Origin of the sequence: Marinoscillum sp. (genome assembly GCF_965229915.1) — a bacterium.
GTDB lineage: Bacteria > Bacteroidota > Bacteroidia > Cytophagales > Cyclobacteriaceae > Marinoscillum.
Genome location: NZ_CBDDJZ010000001.1, coordinates 201729 through 223867 on the forward strand (window position 1 = coordinate 201729; position 22139 = coordinate 223867).

A 22139-nucleotide genomic window follows, 5' to 3' on the forward strand; every position below is an offset into this window, starting at 1 on the left:
CGAATAACTAATCCCGCTGATAATGCGTTTTCTTTGATGAAGTGAAAGCAGGATTATTGGGATGTTTTTTAATTGCCTATCTGGTATCATTTGGTCAGCACCAGATCGAGGGAGTTGTCGTTGACGAAAATGAAGAGCCCATTGGTTTCAGTCATGTCTACAACACCAGTCTTGGATTGGGCAAAGTAAGTGATATCAAAGGCAAATTTGCCGTACTTGCCAATCAAGGTGACACTATCAGATTTTCTTATGTGGGCTACAAAACCCATAAGATTAAAATCAGCGCCTCACATTTGGTCAATTACTTGAAAGTAACCCTCCCTAAAGATTCTGTCTTGCTACCATCCATCACCATCTATGCAGACAAGAATTTTAAAGTCCCAATAAGACGAGAAGGTACTCCTATAATCATACCTGGAGTGTCCATCATTGATCCTCCAGAGCCGATTAAAGCAGGAGACTTCTATGTAGGGTCTAATTCAAATAGCGGGTTTCTAGCCCCATCTATTGGGATTTATGGCCCAATTACCTATTTCAGTAAAGACGAACGCGAAAAAAGAAAAGCGGCAGAAGCCTATGAAGAAACCCGTGAAACGATCAGCTATCAAAAATTCATGGCCCATGATTCTGTTCGTCTCCAACTGTGTGAGCGGTTTAAGCTTGACAGCTTGCAATACAATGAGGTCATTTACCGGTTGCACGAGAGCTTTCCTGGTATCCAGCGTTCGTATCTGAGGAATGAAATCTGGAATTGGCTGCTATCTTATTTCGAACAAACAGCACCAATTGTCAAACGCAACTCCCAAATCAGGCGCTAACGTTTGATTAGATAATAGCCCACTCTAGCTTGAATAGAAGTGTAGGCTCGCATTCCTTCTGCATCTCTTCCATAATAAACACTGTAATTGTCTACAAACTCAGCACCAGCAGTCTCAACCTCGTCACTGATGATACTGGAAAACCCCAATCCCACGTCAGTCTCGATCATCAAATGACTGGATAATCGCTGATGCACACCCAGACGTAAAGTGGCACCATACTGATGGGTTTGTATAGGTTGATCATAATACTCTATGAATGCACATGACTGAGACCATTGATTGGTACAATCATACCCTAAGACAATCTGATCTTGGACCTTCAGGTTTCTGTAAAAAACATTGAGGCCAGTATAGAACTGATCAGATTTTCCTAATGAAAAATAATAGCGAAGCTCTTCCTTCAGCTTGAACCCGTTAAAACTTCCATAGATACGTTCATCCCGAATGGCCGTAATCACCCCTACCTCCTGACTAAAAGACCAAGACGGAGTCAGGAAATACTCAATCCCAAAGAGCAAGGTTTGGTCTTTGGGATTCACCGCATTGGCAAGATCCACCTTCAGCCCTAACCTGGGTGAAGCAAATTCGAGTGAATCTTGTCCAAACAAGTTCAGCACTGAGGTAAATGAAAGAAGGAATAACCAATACCTCATTGGATTGGGCTCAACAGGTAGATTTCATCATTGGCATCACAGCCAAACTGATAAATACCTTCATCCCGAGTAATAATCATCGTATTTTGTAGGGCAATCATGTCATTCGCAGCAATGTCATCATAAAACTCCATTAGCTGAGGTTTGGAAGGATCTGCCAGGCTGAATTTCTTCAATCCGTTATTTCCTTCAGCCACAAACAAATCGTCTTTAAAAAAACACAATCCGCGAGGATTGATCATTTGCTGCTGATCCACCGCTATTGGGTTAGTCAGGTCTGTGATGTCAATAGTAATCAACTGGTTTGCTTCGAAGAGGCCTGTTCCGCAAGTCTCACCAGACCGAATGGTTACGTAAGCAAATTGATCATTGGCAATAACCGGATCACAAGCCGTCTGATGGGTGTAATTGGACAGAAACTCCGGAGTGCCATCCTCATTGATAGAATAGATAAACATGCCTGACTGACTGCCAATGAAGAGGTTTTCTTTGTAGCCGAATATGGTCTCTATGCCCCAACCAATGTCAGTAGTGGTTTGAAAATTCGGGTCACGTACATCCGAGATGTCGAAAACATTCAGGGATGTGTTGTTAACCACATAGAGATGATCACCATGGATGGCAAAACGAGCAGTAGACCCGCCTACACCTACCTGACCGCCATCCAGTGACTGCACATCATCACTGTTCATACCGATATCAGAACAAGCCATGGCACTTAAGGCCATCAATAGAAAATAGAAAAATCGTTTCATGGTCGGAAGCATTTAGGGTTATCAATTTCAGTAAGCTCCCAGCCAATGACAATTCCTTTGGATGAGTCTACGCATTCAAAATAAGAGCGATCCTGAGGCGGTAGTTCGGTGGAGAAAGGCATCACCCCTTCTATTCGCTTCAATACTCTTACCTCTTCAGTGGTAATTTGAATAGCCAACAAATCGGCATAACTGTCCGCATAAAGTATTCCATTCTTAATAGCCACATCATGGTTGCCCGGTATACTCACATACTTCAGCTTAATGGGCTCAGACGGATCAGTGTTGTCATATATATGAACTCCCTTGCCCACCTCATTGACCATCAGTAAGTTTTGATAACTATAAATCTTACCCGCTTTCTCTATTGGTTGAGGGTCCTGGATAGCTATCTGTAGGTCTGAGCTGTCTCCGTACACTGGTCTGTATCCAGAAACCACCCCAATATCTTGTTCCTGCTCTACCCAGGAATCAAAATCGCAACTTGCTACAAGCAGCGTGATTAGAAATAAATAGGTAATTTTTTTCATTAGGCTTATGGATTAAGTGATCTGCTCTATTGACACAGATAAACCAAAAACCGTTGGTTCATAACAATTCCTTAATAATCTGCCTGTCGTCCACCCTGATCAATCATTTGTCTCAGAAACCCGTTAAACCCTTCTTCTTTCAGCAAGTCTTCCAACTTGATATGGAAACGATATTTCCAGTAATGCTGGGAAATAGCCGGCACATTGATGCGCTCTTCCTCCGGATGATCCCTTCGGAGCCTATCATCCATAGCCACCAGATCTTGTATGGGGAAAATGGCCAACATGCTTGGTGAGTGCAAGTGTTGGTTGATCACATCCTTGGCAACCCATGGTTCGCAGTAATAAGGCGCATCGCCCTGTTGTCCCAATATAGAATTGTAAAACCGCTGTGTCTGTGCAGCATCTTCTTGCCACCATTCTCTTAAAGTGGACATATCGTGACTTCCCGTGCTGGTCACACTTAGATATGGGGTATCTGCAGGATGCCAAAATTCCCGATCGTCATTTGGCATTCGTTGTATCGCCAGACTCAGAACCTGAAGTTCATTCATCACTCCCGGAACGCTCGCTGGCACCATACCTAAATCCTCTCCACAGATGAGCATGTCAGTTGCAGCCTTTAGCATTGGGAGCTTCCGCATAGCACTCTCTCGCCAGAAGTCATTATGCCGTCTGTAGAAATAATCGATGTAAAGCTGATCGATACGTTCTTTGGTTCCTGGATCTAATTCACTAAACGAATAGGTGCTATGTAGACCGATGCGTGGATTGAAAGCCTGCCCATTAGTCAATGGTGCTTCCAAAAACAACACTTCACCCAGCAATCGATACAGATTGTTCCTCAACCAGCTATTGAAGTCCTTACTTTCGGGCTCCTCTGCTATTTTGGTATCAAAATGTACTTTGACCTTTCTTTGAGTATCAAAAAGCTCTTTCATCTGAAAGCAACCAGGAGCATACTCATTCAGGTAGATTCTCTTCACGGAATCTGCGTGATTGCCAAAAATATCAAAGATCATGTGCTCTCGGATATAAGGCTTGCAGAACCGATCATAATCAAAATGTACACCACGCTGCGCCAGCTCCTCCAGATAAAAAGGCAAAGCTGGATTGAACCTACCCATCAGACCTTCCACTTGTTCCCAGGGAATCTCCCAAATCCTGAAGAATCCCAGGATATGGTCTATACGGAATACATCGAAGTAATCTGCCATCTTTACCATACGCTCACGCCACCAGCTATATCCGTCTTTGGCCATTTCTTCCCAGTTATATGTTGGGAAGCCCCAGTTCTGTCCAGTGATCGAGAAATCGTCAGGTGGTGCACCCGCCTGCGTATCCATGTTGAACAGATGAGGCAATCTCCATGCATCTACTGAGTTTCTGTAAATTCCAATAGGTATGTCTCCTTTTAGTACTACGCCATTATTCCTAGCATACTCGGTTGCTTCCTTTAGTTGCTTATCCAGGTGAAACTGTATGTAGTAGTGAATAGCCACGTCATCGTAATGCTTCGCCTTGGATGAGACAAATGCTGCCAATTCTTTGTCGGTCATTTTCTCATGCTTGCCCCACTGAGTGAAGTCAGGCGTGTTGTTGCGATCTCGCAAACAACAGAAAGCCGCATAGTCCGGAAGCCAGTTCTCATTGGTTTTGAAAAAAGCCTTGAACTCCTTACTCTCAAGGAATGTCTTCTTATTCTCTTCATAGCTTCGCTTGAAGAAAGAAGACTTAAGCTGCATGACCTGTTCATAATCCACCTCAGGTAAGTCATTGAACGCCTGCGCTTTCTTATCAATATCGGCCTGTGCCTTCTTGTCCTTAAGCTTACCAATGGACTGCATATTGGCATATATCGGGTGAAGTGCGTCTACAGATACCGCTGCATATGGATAAGAGTCCACCCAGGTATGAGTAGCCACAGTATCATTGACAGGAAGGACCTGTATGATTTTCAGACCGGTTTTCACTGCCCAATCGACCAGCATTTTCACATCAGCGAACTCACCAACACCTGCGCTATTACTGGTTCGTAGAGAAAAAACAGGTATTGCCACACCGGCAGCTTTCCAATGACCCACCGGATACCGAAATTCTTCCTCTGATTGAATGATCAGTTTTTGTTCATCAGAAAAATCATGAAGTGGAAAATAACGGTTATCGCCGCTTTCCCAGGTTACGACCTTCTCTTCCTTATCAGAATAGATGACAAACTTGTATTGAAATGGAGTATTTCCTGATTCGATAGGTAAGTCTACTTGCCACACCGGAAAGTGGTCATCATTCATGAGCACTACCTTTTGCTCATCCCAATTTCCAAGTGCTTTGGTACTACCGACTACTCCCATTCGATACCCTGCTCCTATGCGTGGAGCACGTAGTTGTAGTCGTGCGGCATTGGTCTTAACCTTTAGTTGCCTCACTTTAGCTTTTGATTTACCGCGTTTGAAAAAGGCCTTCATAAATGGCGCAGTGAACAGGTTGTTCTCAAAAGCGTGACTGGACCTCCATTGATCCTTGAGGTAGATGGTATCAAAATGATCCGCAGATGTTACCAAACGCGGCACACCAAACTCCCGGTCAATCACATCCCCAACCGAAGATTTAACCAGGTAATAATAGTCAAATTGCTGGTCTGAATGCTCAGCAATGTTCAACTCCCACAGCTCGCCGGAAGCATGCTCCATCTTCACTGCTTTGGACTCATCCATTGCTCCAAGCTCTGACGATGAACCCACCACATACAAATTGTCTCCCCAGTTGGTCCGGTAACCCACCACAAACTTCAACCTCATATATTTTTATTTATACTTTTGTTAAGCGTAAAATCTACAATAATTCTGTTTTCCATCGCATCCGATTCATCTTAAACGGGTAATTAAATAGTGCATCACAAATAACAAACGTTTGAAACCTTTGCAATACCCGATTTTATTGAATTTTCGCTAAAAAACGGACTTTTCAACGTGGTTAAAATAGGAAAATATCAAATATTTACCCCTTGAAATAGAAGAATTTAAATCATAGGGATAGGTATCCGAGTAACGACTTATATTTGTGCGAAATCTAAAACCTAAACATTTTTAAGAATGAAATTCAGACCAGGTGTACTTACGGGAAAAGAAGCGACTGATCTTCTGAACTACGCGAATGAAAATGGATTTGCACTTCCAGCTGTAAATACCATCGGTACCAATTCGATCAACGGTGTATTGGAAGCAGCCAGAGATTTGAATTCACCAGTGATTGTGCAATTTTCAAATGGCGGTGCAGCTTTCATCGCTGGTAAAGGATTGAGTAATGATGGACAAAAAGCTGCCATAGCCGGTGGAGTAGCTGGGGCTAAGCACGTACATCAGCTGGCTGAGATGTATGGTGTTTCAGTTATCCTACACACAGACCATGCAGCACGAAAGCTTCTACCCTGGATTGATGGGTTGTTAGATGCCAATGAAAAACATTTTGAGCAAACTGGCTCACCTCTTTTTAGCTCTCACATGATTGACCTTTCGGAAGAGCCACTAGAGGAGAACATCGCTACTTGCAAGAAGTATTTCGAGCGTATGGCCAAGATGGGAATGACTCTGGAAATAGAACTAGGTGTGACTGGTGGTGAGGAAGATGGAGTTGATAACACAGATATCGACAATAGCAGACTTTATACGCAGCCAGAAGAAGTGTCTTATGCTTACGAGGAACTCATGAAAATCTCACCAAATTTCACTATTGCAGCTGCATTTGGTAACGTACATGGCGTGTACAAACCTGGTAACGTGAAGCTTACTCCTAAGATCCTTAAAAACTCTCAAGACTATATTCAGGAGAAGTTTGGAACAGGACAGAATCCAGTAAACTTTGTGTTCCACGGCGGATCTGGCTCATCTAGAGAAGAGATTCGAGAAGCAATTTCCTACGGAGCTATCAAGATGAACATTGACACTGACTTGCAATGGGCTTATTGGGATGGAATCAAGAATTACTACAAGGCCAAAGAAGGTTACCTACAAGAGCAAATTGGTAACCCAGATGGAGATGATGTTCCTAACAAAAAGTACTACGATCCTAGAGTTTGGTTGCGGGAAGGTGAAAAAACTTTCGTTGAGCGATTAAAAGTTGCATTCGAGGATTTGAACAATATCAATACAAACGCTTAGTTTCAAACGTTTGTAAAAAATGAGAGCCATTCTGACCGCTGTGTCAGGGTGGCTCTCTTTGTTTGCAGTAGTTGGGAAAGGGAGTCCAATCCCTTATTTTTAGCCACACATTAGATGATCCTAACCCCAAAGCTGATGACCAAACAACTCTTATTTCTTTTATTAGTAGCGCTGACTTTTGCATGTAGCAGCCCTTCCAATCAAACCTCAACAGAAGAATCAGAAATGAAACCAACCAAAGAGCGAGTAATCGTCTATCAGATGTTTACCAGACTATTCTCCAACACCAATCAGACCAATAAACCATGGGGAACACTCGAGGAAAATGGAGTTGGAAAATTCAACGAGATTTCTGAAAAGGCTCTGGATGAAATTAAGAATCTGGGGATTACTCATGTATGGTATACTGGAGTAATCGAGCATGCACTACTTACAGACTACACAGCATATGGCATTCCCCTGGATGATGCGGATGTGGTCAAAGGCAGAGCTGGATCACCTTATGCCATCAAAGATTACTATGATGTAAACCCGGATCTTGCAGAATCAGTGGCGAGCAGGATGGCAGAGTTTGAGGAGCTAGTCAAACGTACACATGATGCCGGACTAAAAGTAATAGTTGATTTTGTACCCAATCATGTGGCCAGAGGCTACCAGTCAGATGCCAAACCAAACGGTGTTATAGATTTTGGTGAGGACGATGATACTACGGTGGCTTTTGCTCCAAATAATAATTTCTACTACTTACCAGGCACATCATTCCAGGTACCCGAAGGCTACAATTCACTGGGAGATAACAGCTTCCCAACCAAGGATGGCAAATTTGATGAGACTCCAGCCAAAGCCACTGGAAACGATGTGTTCAATCCATCTCCATCTATCTATGACTGGTTTGAAACCGTCAAACTCAACTATGGCGTGGAATTCCAGCAACAAGGCAGAATCAGGCATTTTGCAGACATTCCAGATACCTGGTATAAGATGCGAGATATACTCCTATTCTGGGCAAGCAAAGACGTAGATGGTTTTCGATGTGATATGGCAGAAATGGTACCAGTGGAGTTTTGGGAGTGGGTGACCAATGAAGTGAAAAACCAATATCCCGAAATCACCTTCACAGCAGAAATTTACAATCCAAACGCTTATCGAAATTACATCAATAAAGGAGGCTTTGACTACCTATATGACAAAGTGGAACTCTATGACACACTGAAAGGAATCATTCAGAACCGGATGAACACCGATGCGATCACCGGCATCTGGCAACGACAAGAAGGAATCGGACCAAACATGCTCAGATTCCTCGAAAACCATGACGAACAGCGCATTGCCTCACCAGACTTTGCCGGAAATATGTGGAAAGGGATCCCAATGATGGCTGTCACATCTTTTATGCACACAGGACCAGTCATGCTGTATTTTGGGCAAGAAGTAGGAGAACCTGGCAAGGGTGAATCCGGTTTTGGAGGAGATGATGGACGTACCACTATTTTTGATTACTGGGGCGTACCAGAGCATATCAAATGGGTAAATGAAGGCGCTTTTGACGGTGGACAGCTTAGCGAGGATCAAAAATCTCTTCGAAAAGCATACCGAGATATCCTTCGCCAATGCAATGAAAGTGAAGCCTTCAGGGAAGGTGATTTCTATGACTTGCACTACTACAACCGAAACAACGATTACACAGGCTATACCGACAAGGTCTATGCATTTGTAAGACATACTGCTAATGAAGTAGTGTTGGTAATAACCAACTTTGACTCTGAACCTCAAACTGCATCCATAAAAGTGCCTGAACCAGCATGGGAAACTTTTGGACTGACCAATAGCGAACTTCAGGCCGATGGAAGATCATTCAGTAAAGAATCAACTCTGAACTACGACACTCCCTCTGAACTCATAGTTGAAATACCAGCAATGAGCTATAAAATCGTGAAACTATCACAATAAGAAACCGCTAACAAAAATGATGAAATACCTACCCCTATTCACTACACTGGCTCTGATTGTAGTCGGGTGTAACCAAAAGAAACCTGAAGCTGATATGGCAGAAGCTCCTGAGAAACTACCGGTAAGGTGGCCGCATGCAGTCACTTATGAAATTTTCGTTCAGTCATTTTATGACAGCAATGGAGATGGAATTGGTGACTTTGAGGGAATGACCACCAAGCTGGACTACCTGCAGGATTTAGGCATAGAAGCTATCTGGCTCATGCCTATCAACCCTTCACCAACCTATCACAAATATGACGTCACCGACTACTACGGAGTGCATCCAGACTATGGCACCATGGATCAATTCAAGGTGTTTGTAGCTGAAGCACACAAGCGAGATATCAAAGTGGTCATGGACATGGTGATCAATCATTGCTCTAGTGAGCACCCATGGTTCAAAGCAGCACAGGACCCCAACAGCAAATACAGAGATTATTTTGTGTGGGCTGATATGGAAGAGATAGAAGCAGAAGGAAAATTAGAAAAAGAGGCTACCGGAGATAGTGACAACACCCATCAGTGGAATGAAGTAGAGGATCAGGAAGAGCTTTATTATGCGTTTTTCTGGAGTGGCATGCCTGACCTTAATTATGACAACCCTGAGGTAAGAGAGGAAGTCTACAATGTCGGCAAGTTCTGGCTGCAGGATGTAGGTGTAGACGGGTTTAGACTAGATGCTGCCAAGCACATTTATCCAGACTATCGGGCGGAAGACAACCACGCCTTCTGGGCGGAGTTCAAACAGAAAATGGAATCTTATAACCCTGACGTGTACCTGGTAGGTGAGGTTTGGGCAGATCTGGACACCCAGCAACCATTCGCCGTTGGATTTACGGGATTATTCAATTTTGATCTGGCATTTACCGTTCTGGAAACAGTAAAAAACGAACAAGTGGTATCTGCCTCCATCCATGAAAGTGCCTGGAAAGTGGATCAGGGCTCTCCTATTGGAATGTACAATGAGAGTATGGAAGCCTTTCATGCGGTAAATCCTGAATTTGTCAATACAACCTTTCTGACAAACCACGACCAAAACAGAACCATGTCTTTTCTGGATAATGATGAGCAAAAAGCCCGACTGGCAGCCTCTATCCTATTGACATTGCCTGGAGCTCCCTATTTGTACTACGGAGAAGAAATCGGCATGCGCGGAATGAAACCCGACGAGCAAATCAGAGAACCTTTCCTTTGGTCAGCCGAAGCTGATTCTGGACAGACTACCTGGATTGAAGCAGAATACTCCACTCCTGAGAGTGTTATTCCTCTCGATGAGCAAATGAAAGATTCTTCATCTATGTATCACCACTATCGAAACCTAATTCATTTCAGAAGAAAATCTGAAATAATGACCTACGGCACTGCTGAGCCCAAAGACCTTTCAGACGATGAATTGATGGGTTTCATACGCCGACACAATGGTAAGGAACTATTGGTGATACATAACTTGTCAGCTGATGTGAAAAGAATGGCAGCTCCGGGTGGTTTCATCAGACCAGTCTTATCCACATTTGATTTGAAGGATGAACCAAAAGATGGGTTAGATTTGCCACCATATCAAAGCGTTATTCTTTCGAAATAACCCAAGAGTAAAACCCAAATAAACCAACAAGAGAACTATGAGTTGTAGCTGATAGTACTCTTAAAACAACAAACAATCAAATGAACAACATTTCAGTAATTGGATCAGGAACGATGGGCAATGGCATAGCTCACGTATTTGCTCAATTTGGACATCAGGTAACTTTGATCGACATATCCGAAAAAGCACTTGAAAAGGGTCTTGCAACCATTGAGAAAAACCTGGACCGACAAGTGGCCAAAGAAAAAATCACAGCAGAAGATAAGAAAGCAGCCCTGGGCAATATCACCACACAAACGGATGTAGCCACTGGTGTTAAAAACGCCGATCTGGTAATAGAAGCAGCGACGGAGAATTTTGAAATTAAAAAACAGATTTTCCACACCATGGATGAGAATGCTCCAGCAAAGGCCATTCTCGCTACCAACACTTCCTCCATCTCCATTACCAAAATAGCCGCAGAAACGAAACGTCCTGGCCAGGTGATTGGCATGCACTTCATGAACCCGGTGCCGGTGATGAAACTGATAGAGGTAATCAGAGGGTATGCCACCACAGATGAGACAACAGCCAAGGTAATGGAGGCTTCTAAAAAGCTGAGCAAAATCCCTGTTGAAGTGAATGACTATCCGGGTTTTGTAGCCAATCGGATCTTGATGCCTATGATCAATGAAGCCATTTACAGCTTGTTTGAAGGAGTGGCTGGTGTGGAAGAAATCGACACAGTGATGAAACTTGGAATGGCTCACCCCATGGGTCCTCTGCAGCTAGCAGACTTTATAGGCCTGGATGTATGCTTATCCATTCTCAATGTGCTACATGAAGGGTTTGGAAACCCTAAATATGCTCCATGCCCATTACTGGTAAACATGGTGACTGCAGGATATAAAGGTGTAAAAACCGGAGAAGGCTTTTACAAGTACACACCAGGGTCTAAAGACCTGGTAGTCAGTGAAATGTTTAAAAAGTAACCAAGAGGCTGTCTTAAAAGAATTGACTGTGTCAGGCTGAGCTTGCTAGATGGTAGCCAGTGCACTTGAAATCTTTTGAGACAGCCTCCTTCTTTGTAACATACATCCGATTGTTCTTATCTTTTGCTCCTAATTGAGTAGCATGCTTTGAAGATCAAACTATTAACACTTCTGACATTATTGAGTTCTCTGGTAGGCTATCTAGAGTGGGGTGCAGATCAGGGTGGACTGCTTATACAACTAGAAATGGAAATATTGGTCAAACTAGCCAATGATCCACTATCAGCAGCACACCCGATGACACTCCTACCACTTTTTGGTCAGGTCCTTTTACTTATCACCCTAGTCAGTTCACGACCAAGGAAATTCCTCGTTTATTCCGGTATCGGATCAATTGGTATTCTAATGTTATTCATCTTCATAATTGGCATTATTGGGCCTCACTGGTTGATTTTAGGTTCTAGTCTTCCTTTTTTATTGATATCCACCCTCACTGTCAAGGAACTGAGGAAAGCCACCGGAAAACAACTTTGACTGTTAAAATTTGTCAAACAACTACCCTTCATCCTTCTGAAACTCCTTTCTTGTAAGCGAGATTGACCTGGATTCTGTGTATTCGTACATTCTACCTGATCAATCAAACTCAAACGAACATGTTCAGGACTTTTCTACTCGTTGCTCTCCGCAACTTTCGTAAAAACACACTGTCTACTACCATCAACACGGTAGGACTTGTACTTGGATTCAGTACATTTATTGTCCTATCCCTATACGTCTACAACGAGCTCTCCTATGATCGTTGGCATGATAAATCAGCACGTACCTATCGGTTTGCAACTATTGATGAAGCGCTGGGTGTGTCTAGCAATATGGTGGCCATCACTAACCCCATGATGCCAGAAGCGGCAGAGGAGAATATTCCAGAAATCGAACTGGCCTCTAGAGTTCTTTATGCTGGGGAGCAGCGAATGGAACGTGGTGATCAGGGATATTATTCAGAACATGCACTCTATGTCGAGAATGACTTTTTTGAGATTTTTGACCTCCCAATCACCAACAGAGAGGAGACCCTTGAAAAATTCAATCAACCCCATAAACTTATCCTCAGCAGAGACTATACAGACAAGGTATTTGGAAAGAACAGCAATCCAATTGGTGAACTTTTAACCATCGATGAGGACTCCTGGGAAGTAGTCGGGTTAATGGACCAAATAGATGGTAATTCTCACCTCGGTTTTGATGTGATGATGTCCCTCTACCCCGCTCAGTCTGACTCTTCCTTGGCGCAGTATCTAAATGGCTGGGGTGGTCTGGGGATGATTGGATATGCCGTGCTGTCTGAAGGAGCCAGCGAAACAGAAGTGGAGAAGAAGCTGAGTGATCTGGCGCTGGCTAATGACGTCAATGACTTTTGGATACCGCAGCTGCAGCCTCTGGAAGAAATTCATCTCGGATCTTCCGGCATTATTTTCGACTATTACCATATCAATAAAGGTGATAAGGTGTATGTCTATGCGCTATCTGGTGTAGCACTTTTTGTACTGCTCATTGCAGCATTCAACTTTATCAATCTCACAACAGCACAGTCCACTACACGAGCAAAAGAAGTAGGGGTAAGAAAGGTAGTTGGAAGCACTAAAGGTCAGCTGATCGCCCAGCACATGACCGAATCAGTCGTGCTATCAGTCATCTCTATGGCTATTTCACTTGTCTTGATTGCTGCTTTGACAAAGCTCTCAGTATTCAACATTGGATTTGACAGTACTGATCTGCTGTTCACTTATCCAGAACTCACATCAGGCTTTATTGTAACAGGTATTCTCATTGGTTTGATTGCCGGTATTTATCCGTCATTTATTTTGTCAAGCATAAAGTCGGTGAATATCCTGCGTGGAAGATTTCAGACAAGCTCAAGGGGTATTTGGCTGAGAAAAAGTCTGGTGGTGATGCAGTTCATCGCTGCTATTGGTATGATCTGCACTACCCTATTTGTAGCACGCCAAATTGATTTTATCAAAAACAAAAGTCTTGGTTTTAACAAAGATCAAGTCATTAACATCAACACCGGTGACCAGGGACTTACCTCCAAACTAGAGAATTTCAAACAGCAGCTCGAGGGAAACCCAAACATCCTTTCGGTCTCCTATTCCAACAATATGCCTGGAAGTACTTTTGGTAGATCCGGTGTGAATCTCGAAGGTAGAGCAGAGGAAGATCCCTGGATAGTGTCAGTAATGTCGATGAATGAAGATTATCTGGAAACCATGGGCATAGAGCTCGCAAATGGCAGAAACTATGACCCAAGCTACGGATCAGATCAACAAGAATCAATCATTATCAATGAAGCCATGATGGAGTCCTTAGGCTGGGATGAGGCCGTCGGAAAGAAACTCGTATTTGGTAACAACACTACCAGAACAGTGATCGGTGTGATCAAAGACTTTCACTTTACCAGTATGCGTCACAAGATTGAACCATTGATGATTTTTTACAACCCAGGACCAAATAGTAATCTCAATATTAAACTGGCAGCAGGAAACACCAGGGAAACAGTCGATTTCATTCAAGACTCATGGGCAAGTACTTATCCGAATTATCCTCTTGATTACCAGTTTTTTGACCAGGAATTTGATCAGATTTTTGCCTCCGACGAACAGTTTGGCAAACTGGTAGGTACGTTTACCTGGCTATCGATTGTGCTTTCGGGTCTTGGTTTGTTTGGGCTTTCCTTTTTCATGGTAGAGCAGCGCAAAAAGGAAATTGGGGTCAGGAAGGTTCTAGGCTCATCTATCTCCCAGATTGTCAAATTGCTCATGCGAGAGTTCGTGCTGTTGATTCTTTTGGCCAATATCATTGCCTGGCCAGTAGCTTACCTGTTTACTGATAGGTGGATCAGTGACTTCCAATACCGCATTGACCTGATGAGCTTTGGTAATTTGAGTATCTATCTATTAGCTGGGGTTGGTGCTTTGGTGATTGCAGTGTTGGCCGTAAGTTATAAGTCAATCTCTGCTGCGATGATGAACCCAGTGAAATCCTTGCGAGACGAATAAGTGTCTCGTTAGGTATGTGTGGCTGCTAGTTGCAGTTTAGATATCGGTACCGGATGGCTGCTCCGGATGTGCCGATTTGTGCAAGGGTACTGCCATTGGCCCCGTACTGATACTGGAACTCTCTGCGTGTGTTATCTATTTGATCTGCCACGATGTTGTTGGGAGAAAAGAACTCCGGTCCAGGTAAACTGAAACTAGAGAAAAATGGCAAAAACAATCCCTGAAGAGGACTTTTGGCCAAGTCATAAAGGAAATAGCGGTCTTCTGATCTGACGAAGGAGTCGGGATTTTCAATCTGACTGAGATAGCTTTCTTGCCTGGTAATATTTCCCGATTCGTCCGTGTAGTAGATACCATAGGCTATGTATGAGTAATCTCCAGTACTTGCCAGGCGGTACATATCTACTCGAAAATGGTCTTCATTGTAAATAAAAAAATGTGTGACCAAAACATCTGAAAGTGGAAAGTGTCGAACAACTTCTTTTAACCGGCCATCTTCATATTTGGCCCTTAGGTAGGGATATTTACCTGGGTTGAGTTGATCAAGTATAACTAACGAATCCTTAAAATACTGAAACTGAAATGACGCTAATGTTTCGGTTCTGTCATTAGTGACATACTCCTGAATCTGACGGTATATCGTACCACCAGAAATGGTTTCAAACCGGTATCGATTATTAGAATCAAACTCAATCTCCTCGAGTATACAAGTAGGTGGCTGGAAACCTTCATCTTCACATCCACTCAGAATGATCAGCAGCAGACAAATAGACAAATACCGAAGTTTCATCATTGTAGCATAAAGATTGTTAAGTGAAAATGTTTCACCTACTCAATATAGCCAAAAATGCCTCCTGAAATCTCAGGAGGCATGTATTACTTAAATTGATTCAGGTAGCGTGCATTCTCGACCTTGATTTTCGGCCTTGAGATATTCCATCAATGGATCAAAGTACTTCAGCATCGCCTTGGCACTAATCCCTTCTCCTGTGGTCTCTTGCAGTAATTGTCTCCAGTCTTTGGTGGCTCCCACCGATAGCAGTTCATGCAAGAATTTCCCTACTTCTTTATTACCATAATAGTCAGTAGCCCGTGGATCAGCATTCAGAATATTGGTGGCAATGTGATCATGCAACTGGAACAGTATAGCATAAGACAAGGCATAATCATAATACTGTGCTGCATCATTATTAATGTGAGTTTTGGAAGCTGCATCGGTAAACTCTTCACCTCGCTCGGATGGAGGAACCATCCCTTGATACTTAGCCGCCAGTTCCCACCAGGTCTTATTATATGCTTCCGGTGAAAGGTCGTTGGCATACAGTTCGTTTTCAAACTGTGTCATCACCCCTGCAGAGAACGGAATAAACACAATGTAATTCAAAGCTTCTTTTAGCAAAGCCTGTGTCTGGTCTGTTTCCGTCCCAGCTGGCACAAGTCCAATTCCTTCCAGAAATGGTTGCTGCATTGCAGCAAGTCCCATCATACTGCCAACTGCTTCATGAAAAGCACGATTGGCCCCTCCACGAAGTAGCGGCGGCACTTCTGGGTTGGTGTACTCCAGATAGTAATAGACATGGCCCAACTCATGATGCGTCGTTTCATACCAGCTGGCATTGGGTTCAACACTCATCAAACATCTGACGTCTTCCTGCAGATTCATGTGCCAAGCAGAAGCGTGGTTGTTTTTCTTATAAGTAACATCCTCAGGCAAGGGATACAAGCTACTCAATTCATAAAAACTATTGGGCAAAGGACTTAGGCCTAAACTGATATAAAAGCGTTCGGCTTGTTCTACCAGCCATTTTGGACCCTTCTGCTCCAAAACGTCATTGAGATCAATACCTTCTACCTCTACCATCTCGGACCAGTCCTGACCCCAACGGTTAGGAAGCCAATGAGCAGGGAGCATTTCAGGTACTTCGGCATTGTATTTTTTTGCTAATTCATAACGTGCATAGGTATGCAGCTCCCGATATAGTGGCCAGATGTCCTTCACGAGTTGATCACAAGTAGCGATCATTTCATCTGTAGTCATACCGTACTCTGATACCTGATAGGCGAAGTAGTTGTCATAGCCTAGTGCTTGTACCGTTTTATTTCTGAGCTGCTGCAGGTTTGCCAAACCATCTTTTAGCTCTTTACCTACTTCCTTACTGGCCTCCCATGCTGTCAACCTTTTATCTATATCAGTCTCTGAATTCAGTATCCCGTCAATCTCGTTAGTGGTAACAGACTCACCATCTATTTGGAAATCAAAACCAAAGAGTTGCTCTGTTTGTGCTGACTCGGCCTTAATTCTGGCCGACACGACTTCTGGAATAATGGCCGGATTGTTGGCCGCAGCATAAAGCATCGTCTCAAGCTGACGTATCTGCAGCGGCTCCAATTCAGCCTGTTTTTTCATTAATGACTTAATACTATTGATATTGGCTTCACTACCTGTGAATGCAGCAAGTGCCTCATTGGCTTGTTGGACCGCAGAAGAATTGGTTGTATCCCCAGGGATGATCCTGGTGTTGGCCATCCACTCTGCTTTGGCTGAAGCGTAATAGAGGTCAATGAACTCCGATGTGTAATCATCAATAAACGTCTGAGCCTCTTCTTTAGGGGTAGGTCCACATCCAATTACTATCAAGGCTATAATTGGGATAAAAATTGATTTGTTCATGAGTTTGTCGTTATCAGTTCAGTTGGTTATTTGCGAAATTTAAGTTTTCTCATTCCATTAAAATATGTTAGCATCATTTTGAGCTTAGATCCGCCTTTTCGAGACATTTCCATGGCGTCCCATAGTTCCTCCGGTACTTGATCCAATTGGTTCATCTCTCCAGCTCCCTTGAGCCATTCACCTCCATCGATGGTAATCACTTCACCATTGACATAAGCCGAAAAATCAGAGACCAGGTAAGCGGCCAGATTGGCCAACTCTTGGTGCTCACCTACCCTACCAACGGGCACCTTGGTAGCTGGATCGAATTTCTTTTTTAAATCCCCAGGCAGCAGACGATCCCAGGCACCCTTGGTTGGAAATGGACCCGGGGCAATAGCATTGGCACGAATCCCATATTTGGCCCATTCCACGGCCAGTGATCGGGTCATAGACAGCACTCCAGCTTTGGCACAGGCTGAAGGCACCACGTAACCTGATCCGGTCCAGGCATAAGTGGTCACGATACTCAGGATGTTTCCAGGATGTTTTTCCTCAATCCAATCTTTACCCACTGCCAGTGTGAAATTATAAGAGCCTTTCAAAACGATATCCACCACGGTATCAAATGCCCTATGCGAAAGTCGTTCGGTTGGGCTGATGAAATTACCAGCTGCATTATTGAGCAAGACATCTATTTTCCCAAATTGAGATTTGGTGTCTTTGATAACTTGCTCAACCTGTTCATAGTCGCGTACGTCACATGCTAGTGGTAAAACGGGACTTCCAGTTTGATTGGAGATTTCTTCGGCCGTTTCTTTCAACACATCGAGTTTCCTACTTGTAATAACCAGATTGGCACCCAATTCGGAAAAATAAGTACCCATGGATCGGCCCAACCCGGTACCACCACCCGTAACAACTATGGTTTTTCCTTTCAGAGCACCTTCGCGGAGCATGCCTTGTGTATATGTCATATCATTTTTGGATTAAGGGTGAAAGATACCAAAAATGAATGAAGCCAGATAGGCGGAATTTACTTCTGAGGAAGCTTGTTCATCACCAGACCATAGAGGAAAGTACCCATAACTGCTGAAAGAAATACGACGGAAAATACCAAAAACCCATTACCAATAATGATGTAGATAGGCCCCGGACATGCCCCGGTGAGAGCCCATCCCAATCCAAAGATGGTTCCACCAATTAACGGCGGCCAAAATCTCTTTTGTTTTGCCGGAATAACTATCGGATTACCGTCCACATCCTTGAGCTTGAAGTACTTGATAATTTGAATAGCAACTACTCCCAACAAAACCGCTGAGCCAATCACGCCATACATGTGGAAGGATTCGAAACGAAACATTTCATAAATCCTGAACCATGAGATCACCTCAGCTTTGGTAAGAATGATGCCAAATACAATTCCCGATATTAAAAACTTCAACTTGTTCATAGGATCACTGGAAGGATAAAATGTGTCACCATAAGACCTCCTATGAAAAACCCAATCACCGCCACCAACGATGGCCATTGCAGATTGCTCAACCCAGTGATGGCATGACCAGATGTGCAGCCATCGGCATAGCGTGTACCAAAGCCAACAAGGATTCCTCCTAAGACCATGAAAACCAAACCTTGCACCGTTAGCAAGTTTTCCCAGTTAAAGATGTTGGTTGGGAGGTATTCTGCTCCGGGGTTTAATATTCCTACTTCCTGAAGCGAGGCAATGGTTTCTGGATTCAGATCGATGGCCTGATCCGGAGACATGTATACTGAGGCTATGTATCCACCAATGATACATCCTGCCACAAAGAACAAGTTCCAAACCGTAGACTTCCAGTCATATCTGAAAAACTCACTGAACTTGCCTGCTCCACCGATAGAGCATACAGTCTTAAGGGTTGATGAGATGCCAAACGTTTTTCCAAAAAAGAACATGGTGACCATCACCAAAGTGATCATCGGTCCAGCTATGTACCACGGCCAGGGCGCTTTTAACCAATCCATTCGCTATCTATTTGATTACTACGGCGAGTATAACACGCAAACAGTCAGTTTTGATCAATAAATCGACGAATAAAATAGAATCTTAGGTCATCTAGCTTACAAAGCACTCATCTTGGTAATCCATTCGCGAATCAGCTCCACTCCTTCTTCATGCTCCATTCTCCGACCTAGCTCTGGCATCATCACTCCTGGATCTAATGACTCAATGCGGTGGACTATAATGGACTGATCTGGTTTACCGGGCACAATGCCATACGTCAAACCTCCTGAACCACGACCGGCGGCTATAGGTGGTTTGTTCACCCCATATCTGTAGGGATCTTTTTCTGAGGCTAGTAAATGTAATCCAGTATTCTTGGCTGGCCCTTCTGCTCTATGGCAGTGCGCACAGTTGATTTCCAGCCATGCTCTAGCGCGCTCATCCAATGTACCGGATTGTGGGTTGTCCCATTGAGCCAGTTTTGGTAGTGAGTTATGAGCAGGTAGAGAGTCAAGTATGGATAGTTGATGCCATTTGATTAATTGATTCGCTGCCCCGTCCTCATAATCAAAGCTTTTATTCAATTGTCTTGCGGACGGGCCTATTGGGCTCATTCTGGCAGAGCGCTCATGACAACTCTTACATTGCACCAGGTTAGGAACCGAGTACTTGACATTTTTCAAGACTCCGTCTTCATTAACCCAGGTTACTGGGACAGTTTTGCCTGCTATTTCTAATGTGGCATCTGTTTGTGAGTCATTCCATACATAAGTCAGCGCATTCCACCCCTGCTTCTCATGAATCAATAAGCGGGTCTCAATCAGTTTTTGATCTTTTTCCTCGTTGGTTTGGTCTAAGTCATAGTAGAAATTCTTGATGAGAATGGTCCCTTCTGCAAATTCCAAAACCTCAGAATGGTTGTAGACGGCTTGCATTCCCTCAGGTACTTTGATAAATCGAGCCTTTAAGGCATAATCTGTGAAAAGCGGAGAATTTAAATCATAAGGTATGACACCAGCAACCGGATTGAGTTGGTTCAAAGGCTCCTCAAATAGCTTCCACTCTGAAAGCGTTTCAGGAACATCCAGCTTAGCAGATCCTTTCAAACTTAACTGTTCAATTTCAACTGGCTTCTTCGGATTCGAGCATCCATAAACCAGATAGGATAAAATCAATATGACGCCAAAACCACTTCTCATAATATTGGATCCAATTGCCGGCCTTCGCAAGTGTAAGGCTCCAGATTCTTGTTCAAATTTTCGAACTCATTAGCCGCATCCAGGTTAGCGAATTTAACAGCTGATTCTTTGATACACATACTGAATGGTACCTCCTTACTGATGATTCCATCCCAAACGATATCCGGAGTGTTTAGTGGAAATTTGTACATAAAAAGCAACCCAAAATCATTGCTAGTGGTAGGAAACCAGTGCTTGTTTTGGAAGCGATTATTGTGAATAAATATGTCCGTGGGATAAGGATCATAGGCGTCATCCACTTTGGACTTTTCGATGTTATCATTCAGTTGTGTTTCTTCACTTGTTGCCATCGCTTCCACCAGTTTATAGCTAGCTATCGCCACACCAGCTGTTCGGTTATCAATCATCTCATTTCCAAAAATCTCAATGGTTCTGGTAGCTAGCAACATCAAGCCGGTACCAGGTGGAACCGTAGCAACTACATTTCCAGCAGGAGCGAAATTTCGGAAATTGTTGCTGATCATTTTGTTGTTGAAAACACGAGTTGTATGTCCTGTCTGAGTGAGACCCGGCATGTCAAAAACCAGGATGCCACCAGTGTTATCATGTGCATAATTATTATACACTTCCACCCATCTGGAGTTCTCACTTTCTATACCTGCTACATTGAAGTACGCTTCGTTGTTTCGGACGATCACACTATCAGACTGACCCACATAAATCCCCGCATCAGATGCCCCAATGGCCACACAGTTTTCAACCAGCACATTTTTACACAATACGGGATAAAAGGCATAAGCACCATTCTCTTCCTTAGGCTCCCCAGTCCATTGAGATTTAATGTTTCGGAAGGTAATACCATCCGTATCAGTCACCTTGATGTTATCACCCTTTGCGTTCTCAATTGTGAAATTTTCAACGGTAATGCTAACTCCATTAGCAATTTTTAACCCTTCAGCACCCTCTTCTTGCATCTCGAAGGAAAGAATTGTCTTATCGATACCTTTCCCTCTAATAATCAGATGTTTATTACCATCCACTAAAAGTGATCGTGTAAACATAAAGTGGCCTTCTGGGAGGTCTATGGTAGTACTATCGCCTGCCGTAATGAGCTGAGCTTGCAAATCACGCTCTATAGATTTCCAATCGGTTCCTTTCTCCTCTATCGTCGGTGAAGAACACGATACCATCACCAATAGAGCTACAAAAAATGGGAATGTTGTTTTCATCCCCATAAGATAATTAAACTTTCAGAAATGGGATTTGGCCGGGACTAATGACTACTGGTTTTTGCCTTTATATATCCCAGAAATCAGTCGACCCTATTCCAGGCATCGGCATAAATCTTCCATAGATCATCAACTTTTTTCCAGACGATCAGGTACTTACCTTTCCATTCAGAAATGCTGCCATCTTTGCGTTTGGTTTTGCCTTCGTAGTACCCAATATCATAGGCAGTCAACCCTACAATCTCGATGGTATCAGGTGTTACTTTATGCAGCAGGACATCCACCCCATCTGGTAATATCCATCGCTGTTTGATGGCTTCTCTACCTTTGATCAGATCAGCTCCTGGTGGGAGAATCATAGCATCCTCCGTGTAGGAAAGAGCCAGACTATCGTATTCCTTATTCATGTAATATTTGGAAAAGGAAGTGATGTTATCCCGAATTTGATTGAGGTCCGTTTTGGTCTGCTGTGCATATAGTCTTGGACACACACAAAATAGTACTATACCAAGAAGTGCTTTTTTCATGATTTTGAGTTTTGATCTGTCTAAAGGTACACA

At 43.4% G+C, this 22139-nt stretch carries 19 protein-coding genes; 7 read left to right on the forward strand and 12 right to left on the reverse strand.

What is annotated here, in order from left to right; genetic code table 11:
* The first annotated feature begins 41 nt into the window (after positions 1-41).
* Positions 42-818, forward strand: a complete 777-nt coding sequence (locus ACO067_RS00885; RefSeq protein WP_421869368.1) for a carboxypeptidase-like regulatory domain-containing protein — start codon at positions 42-44, stop codon at positions 816-818.
* Here the strand turns inward: ACO067_RS00885 and ACO067_RS00890 are convergent.
* The 4 genes from ACO067_RS00890 to ACO067_RS00905 all read right to left on the reverse strand — a co-directional run bounded on the left by ACO067_RS00890 (position 815) and on the right by ACO067_RS00905 (position 5557).
* Positions 815-1474: a DUF3575 domain-containing protein gene (locus tag ACO067_RS00890; protein ID WP_421869371.1), complete on the reverse strand. Its 660-nt coding sequence runs from the start codon at positions 1472-1474 to the stop codon at positions 815-817. The genes ACO067_RS00885 and ACO067_RS00890 overlap by 4 nt on opposite strands.
* Positions 1471-2229: a hypothetical protein gene (locus ACO067_RS00895; protein ID WP_421869375.1), complete on the reverse strand. Its 759-nt coding sequence runs from the start codon at positions 2227-2229 to the stop codon at positions 1471-1473. Before ACO067_RS00895 ends, ACO067_RS00890 begins: the two co-directional genes overlap by 4 nt.
* Complete coding sequence (locus tag ACO067_RS00900; protein ID WP_421869379.1) at positions 2226-2759, reverse strand: hypothetical protein; 534 nt, start codon at positions 2757-2759, stop codon at positions 2226-2228. Before ACO067_RS00900 ends, ACO067_RS00895 begins: the two co-directional genes overlap by 4 nt.
* 71 nt (positions 2760-2830) lie before the next feature.
* A complete protein-coding gene (locus tag ACO067_RS00905; RefSeq protein ID WP_421869381.1) occupies positions 2831-5557 on the reverse strand; it encodes a 4-alpha-glucanotransferase in 2727 nt (908 codons plus the stop codon).
* Positions 5558-5851: 294 nt separating this feature from the next.
* On the opposite strand from ACO067_RS00905, the gene fbaA reads away from it, so the two are divergent.
* The 6 genes from fbaA to ACO067_RS00935 all read left to right on the forward strand — a co-directional run bounded on the left by fbaA (position 5852) and on the right by ACO067_RS00935 (position 14514).
* A complete protein-coding gene (fbaA, locus tag ACO067_RS00910) occupies positions 5852-6916 on the forward strand; it encodes a class II fructose-bisphosphate aldolase (protein ID WP_421869384.1) in 1065 nt (354 codons plus the stop codon).
* Positions 6917-7051: 135 nt separating this feature from the next.
* Positions 7052-8866, forward strand: coding sequence for an alpha-amylase family glycosyl hydrolase (locus ACO067_RS00915; protein WP_421869387.1), 1815 nt, complete (start codon positions 7052-7054; stop codon positions 8864-8866).
* 16 nt (positions 8867-8882) lie between these two features.
* Entirely contained in the window at positions 8883-10490 is a 1608-nt protein-coding gene (locus ACO067_RS00920; RefSeq protein ID WP_421869390.1) for an alpha-amylase family glycosyl hydrolase, read from the forward strand.
* 80 nt (positions 10491-10570) lie between these two features.
* The gene (locus ACO067_RS00925; RefSeq protein WP_421869392.1) at positions 10571-11461 is read left to right on the forward strand and encodes a 3-hydroxybutyryl-CoA dehydrogenase; all 891 of its coding nucleotides are present in this window, start codon (positions 10571-10573) and stop codon (positions 11459-11461) included.
* 147 nt (positions 11462-11608) lie between these two features.
* Entirely contained in the window at positions 11609-11995 is a 387-nt protein-coding gene (locus tag ACO067_RS00930) for a hypothetical protein (RefSeq protein ID WP_421869395.1), read from the forward strand.
* A 119-nt stretch (positions 11996-12114) separates the two neighbouring features.
* Positions 12115-14514, forward strand: coding sequence for an FtsX-like permease family protein (locus ACO067_RS00935; RefSeq protein ID WP_421869397.1), 2400 nt, complete (start codon positions 12115-12117; stop codon positions 14512-14514).
* A 25-nt stretch (positions 14515-14539) separates the two neighbouring features.
* On the opposite strand, the gene ACO067_RS00940 is transcribed toward ACO067_RS00935, so the two are convergent.
* From ACO067_RS00940 to ACO067_RS00975, 8 genes are all read right to left on the reverse strand, one after another.
* Positions 14540-15307 (reverse strand): hypothetical protein, encoded by a 768-nt coding sequence (locus ACO067_RS00940; protein WP_421869400.1) that lies wholly within the window; start codon positions 15305-15307, stop codon positions 14540-14542.
* An 87-nt stretch (positions 15308-15394) separates the two neighbouring features.
* On the reverse strand, positions 15395-17185 hold the full coding sequence (locus ACO067_RS00945) for a M2 family metallopeptidase (protein WP_421869403.1): 1791 nt from the start codon (positions 17183-17185) through the stop codon (positions 15395-15397).
* A gap of 26 nt (positions 17186-17211) precedes the next feature.
* A complete protein-coding gene (locus ACO067_RS00950; RefSeq protein ID WP_421869406.1) occupies positions 17212-18141 on the reverse strand; it encodes an SDR family oxidoreductase in 930 nt (309 codons plus the stop codon).
* Between the two features lie 59 nt (positions 18142-18200).
* Complete coding sequence (locus tag ACO067_RS00955; RefSeq protein WP_421869409.1) at positions 18201-18617, reverse strand: DUF6691 family protein; 417 nt, start codon at positions 18615-18617, stop codon at positions 18201-18203.
* On the reverse strand, positions 18614-19171 hold the full coding sequence (locus ACO067_RS00960) for a YeeE/YedE family protein (protein WP_421869411.1): 558 nt from the start codon (positions 19169-19171) through the stop codon (positions 18614-18616). Before ACO067_RS00960 ends, ACO067_RS00955 begins: the two co-directional genes overlap by 4 nt.
* 96 nt (positions 19172-19267) lie before the next feature.
* Positions 19268-20350: an SO2930 family diheme c-type cytochrome gene (locus ACO067_RS00965; RefSeq protein ID WP_421869414.1), complete on the reverse strand. Its 1083-nt coding sequence runs from the start codon at positions 20348-20350 to the stop codon at positions 19268-19270.
* Positions 20347-21579, reverse strand: coding sequence for a parallel beta-helix domain-containing protein (locus ACO067_RS00970; RefSeq protein WP_421869417.1), 1233 nt, complete (start codon positions 21577-21579; stop codon positions 20347-20349). Before ACO067_RS00970 ends, ACO067_RS00965 begins: the two co-directional genes overlap by 4 nt.
* An 83-nt stretch (positions 21580-21662) precedes the next feature.
* Positions 21663-22106, reverse strand: a complete 444-nt coding sequence (locus tag ACO067_RS00975; protein ID WP_421869419.1) for a YybH family protein — start codon at positions 22104-22106, stop codon at positions 21663-21665.
* Positions 22107-22139: the final 33 nt, after the last annotated feature.

Coding starts and splice junctions, on each gene's coding strand:
- ACO067_RS00890 (WP_421869371.1), bottom strand. CDS start 1,474: ATGAGGTATTGGTTATTCCTTCTTTCATTTACCTCAGTGCTGAACTTG.
- ACO067_RS00895 (WP_421869375.1), bottom strand. CDS start 2,229: ATGAAACGATTTTTCTATTTTCTATTGATGGCCTTAAGTGCCATGGCT.
- ACO067_RS00900 (WP_421869379.1), bottom strand. CDS start 2,759: ATGAAAAAAATTACCTATTTATTTCTAATCACGCTGCTTGTAGCAAGT.
- ACO067_RS00905 (WP_421869381.1), bottom strand. CDS start 5,557: ATGAGGTTGAAGTTTGTGGTGGGTTACCGGACCAACTGGGGAGACAAT.
- fbaA (WP_421869384.1), top strand. CDS start 5,852: ATGAAATTCAGACCAGGTGTACTTACGGGAAAAGAAGCGACTGATCTT.
- ACO067_RS00915 (WP_421869387.1), top strand. CDS start 7,052: ATGACCAAACAACTCTTATTTCTTTTATTAGTAGCGCTGACTTTTGCA.
- ACO067_RS00920 (WP_421869390.1), top strand. CDS start 8,883: ATGATGAAATACCTACCCCTATTCACTACACTGGCTCTGATTGTAGTC.
- ACO067_RS00925 (WP_421869392.1), top strand. CDS start 10,571: ATGAACAACATTTCAGTAATTGGATCAGGAACGATGGGCAATGGCATA.
- ACO067_RS00935 (WP_421869397.1), top strand. CDS start 12,115: ATGTTCAGGACTTTTCTACTCGTTGCTCTCCGCAACTTTCGTAAAAAC.
- ACO067_RS00940 (WP_421869400.1), bottom strand. CDS start 15,307: ATGATGAAACTTCGGTATTTGTCTATTTGTCTGCTGCTGATCATTCTG.
- ACO067_RS00945 (WP_421869403.1), bottom strand. CDS start 17,185: ATGAACAAATCAATTTTTATCCCAATTATAGCCTTGATAGTAATTGGA.
- ACO067_RS00950 (WP_421869406.1), bottom strand. CDS start 18,141: ATGACATATACACAAGGCATGCTCCGCGAAGGTGCTCTGAAAGGAAAA.
- ACO067_RS00955 (WP_421869409.1), bottom strand. CDS start 18,617: ATGAACAAGTTGAAGTTTTTAATATCGGGAATTGTATTTGGCATCATT.
- ACO067_RS00960 (WP_421869411.1), bottom strand. CDS start 19,171: ATGGATTGGTTAAAAGCGCCCTGGCCGTGGTACATAGCTGGACCGATG.
- ACO067_RS00965 (WP_421869414.1), bottom strand. CDS start 20,350: ATGAGAAGTGGTTTTGGCGTCATATTGATTTTATCCTATCTGGTTTAT.
- ACO067_RS00970 (WP_421869417.1), bottom strand. CDS start 21,579: ATGAAAACAACATTCCCATTTTTTGTAGCTCTATTGGTGATGGTATCG.
- ACO067_RS00975 (WP_421869419.1), bottom strand. CDS start 22,106: ATGAAAAAAGCACTTCTTGGTATAGTACTATTTTGTGTGTGTCCAAGA.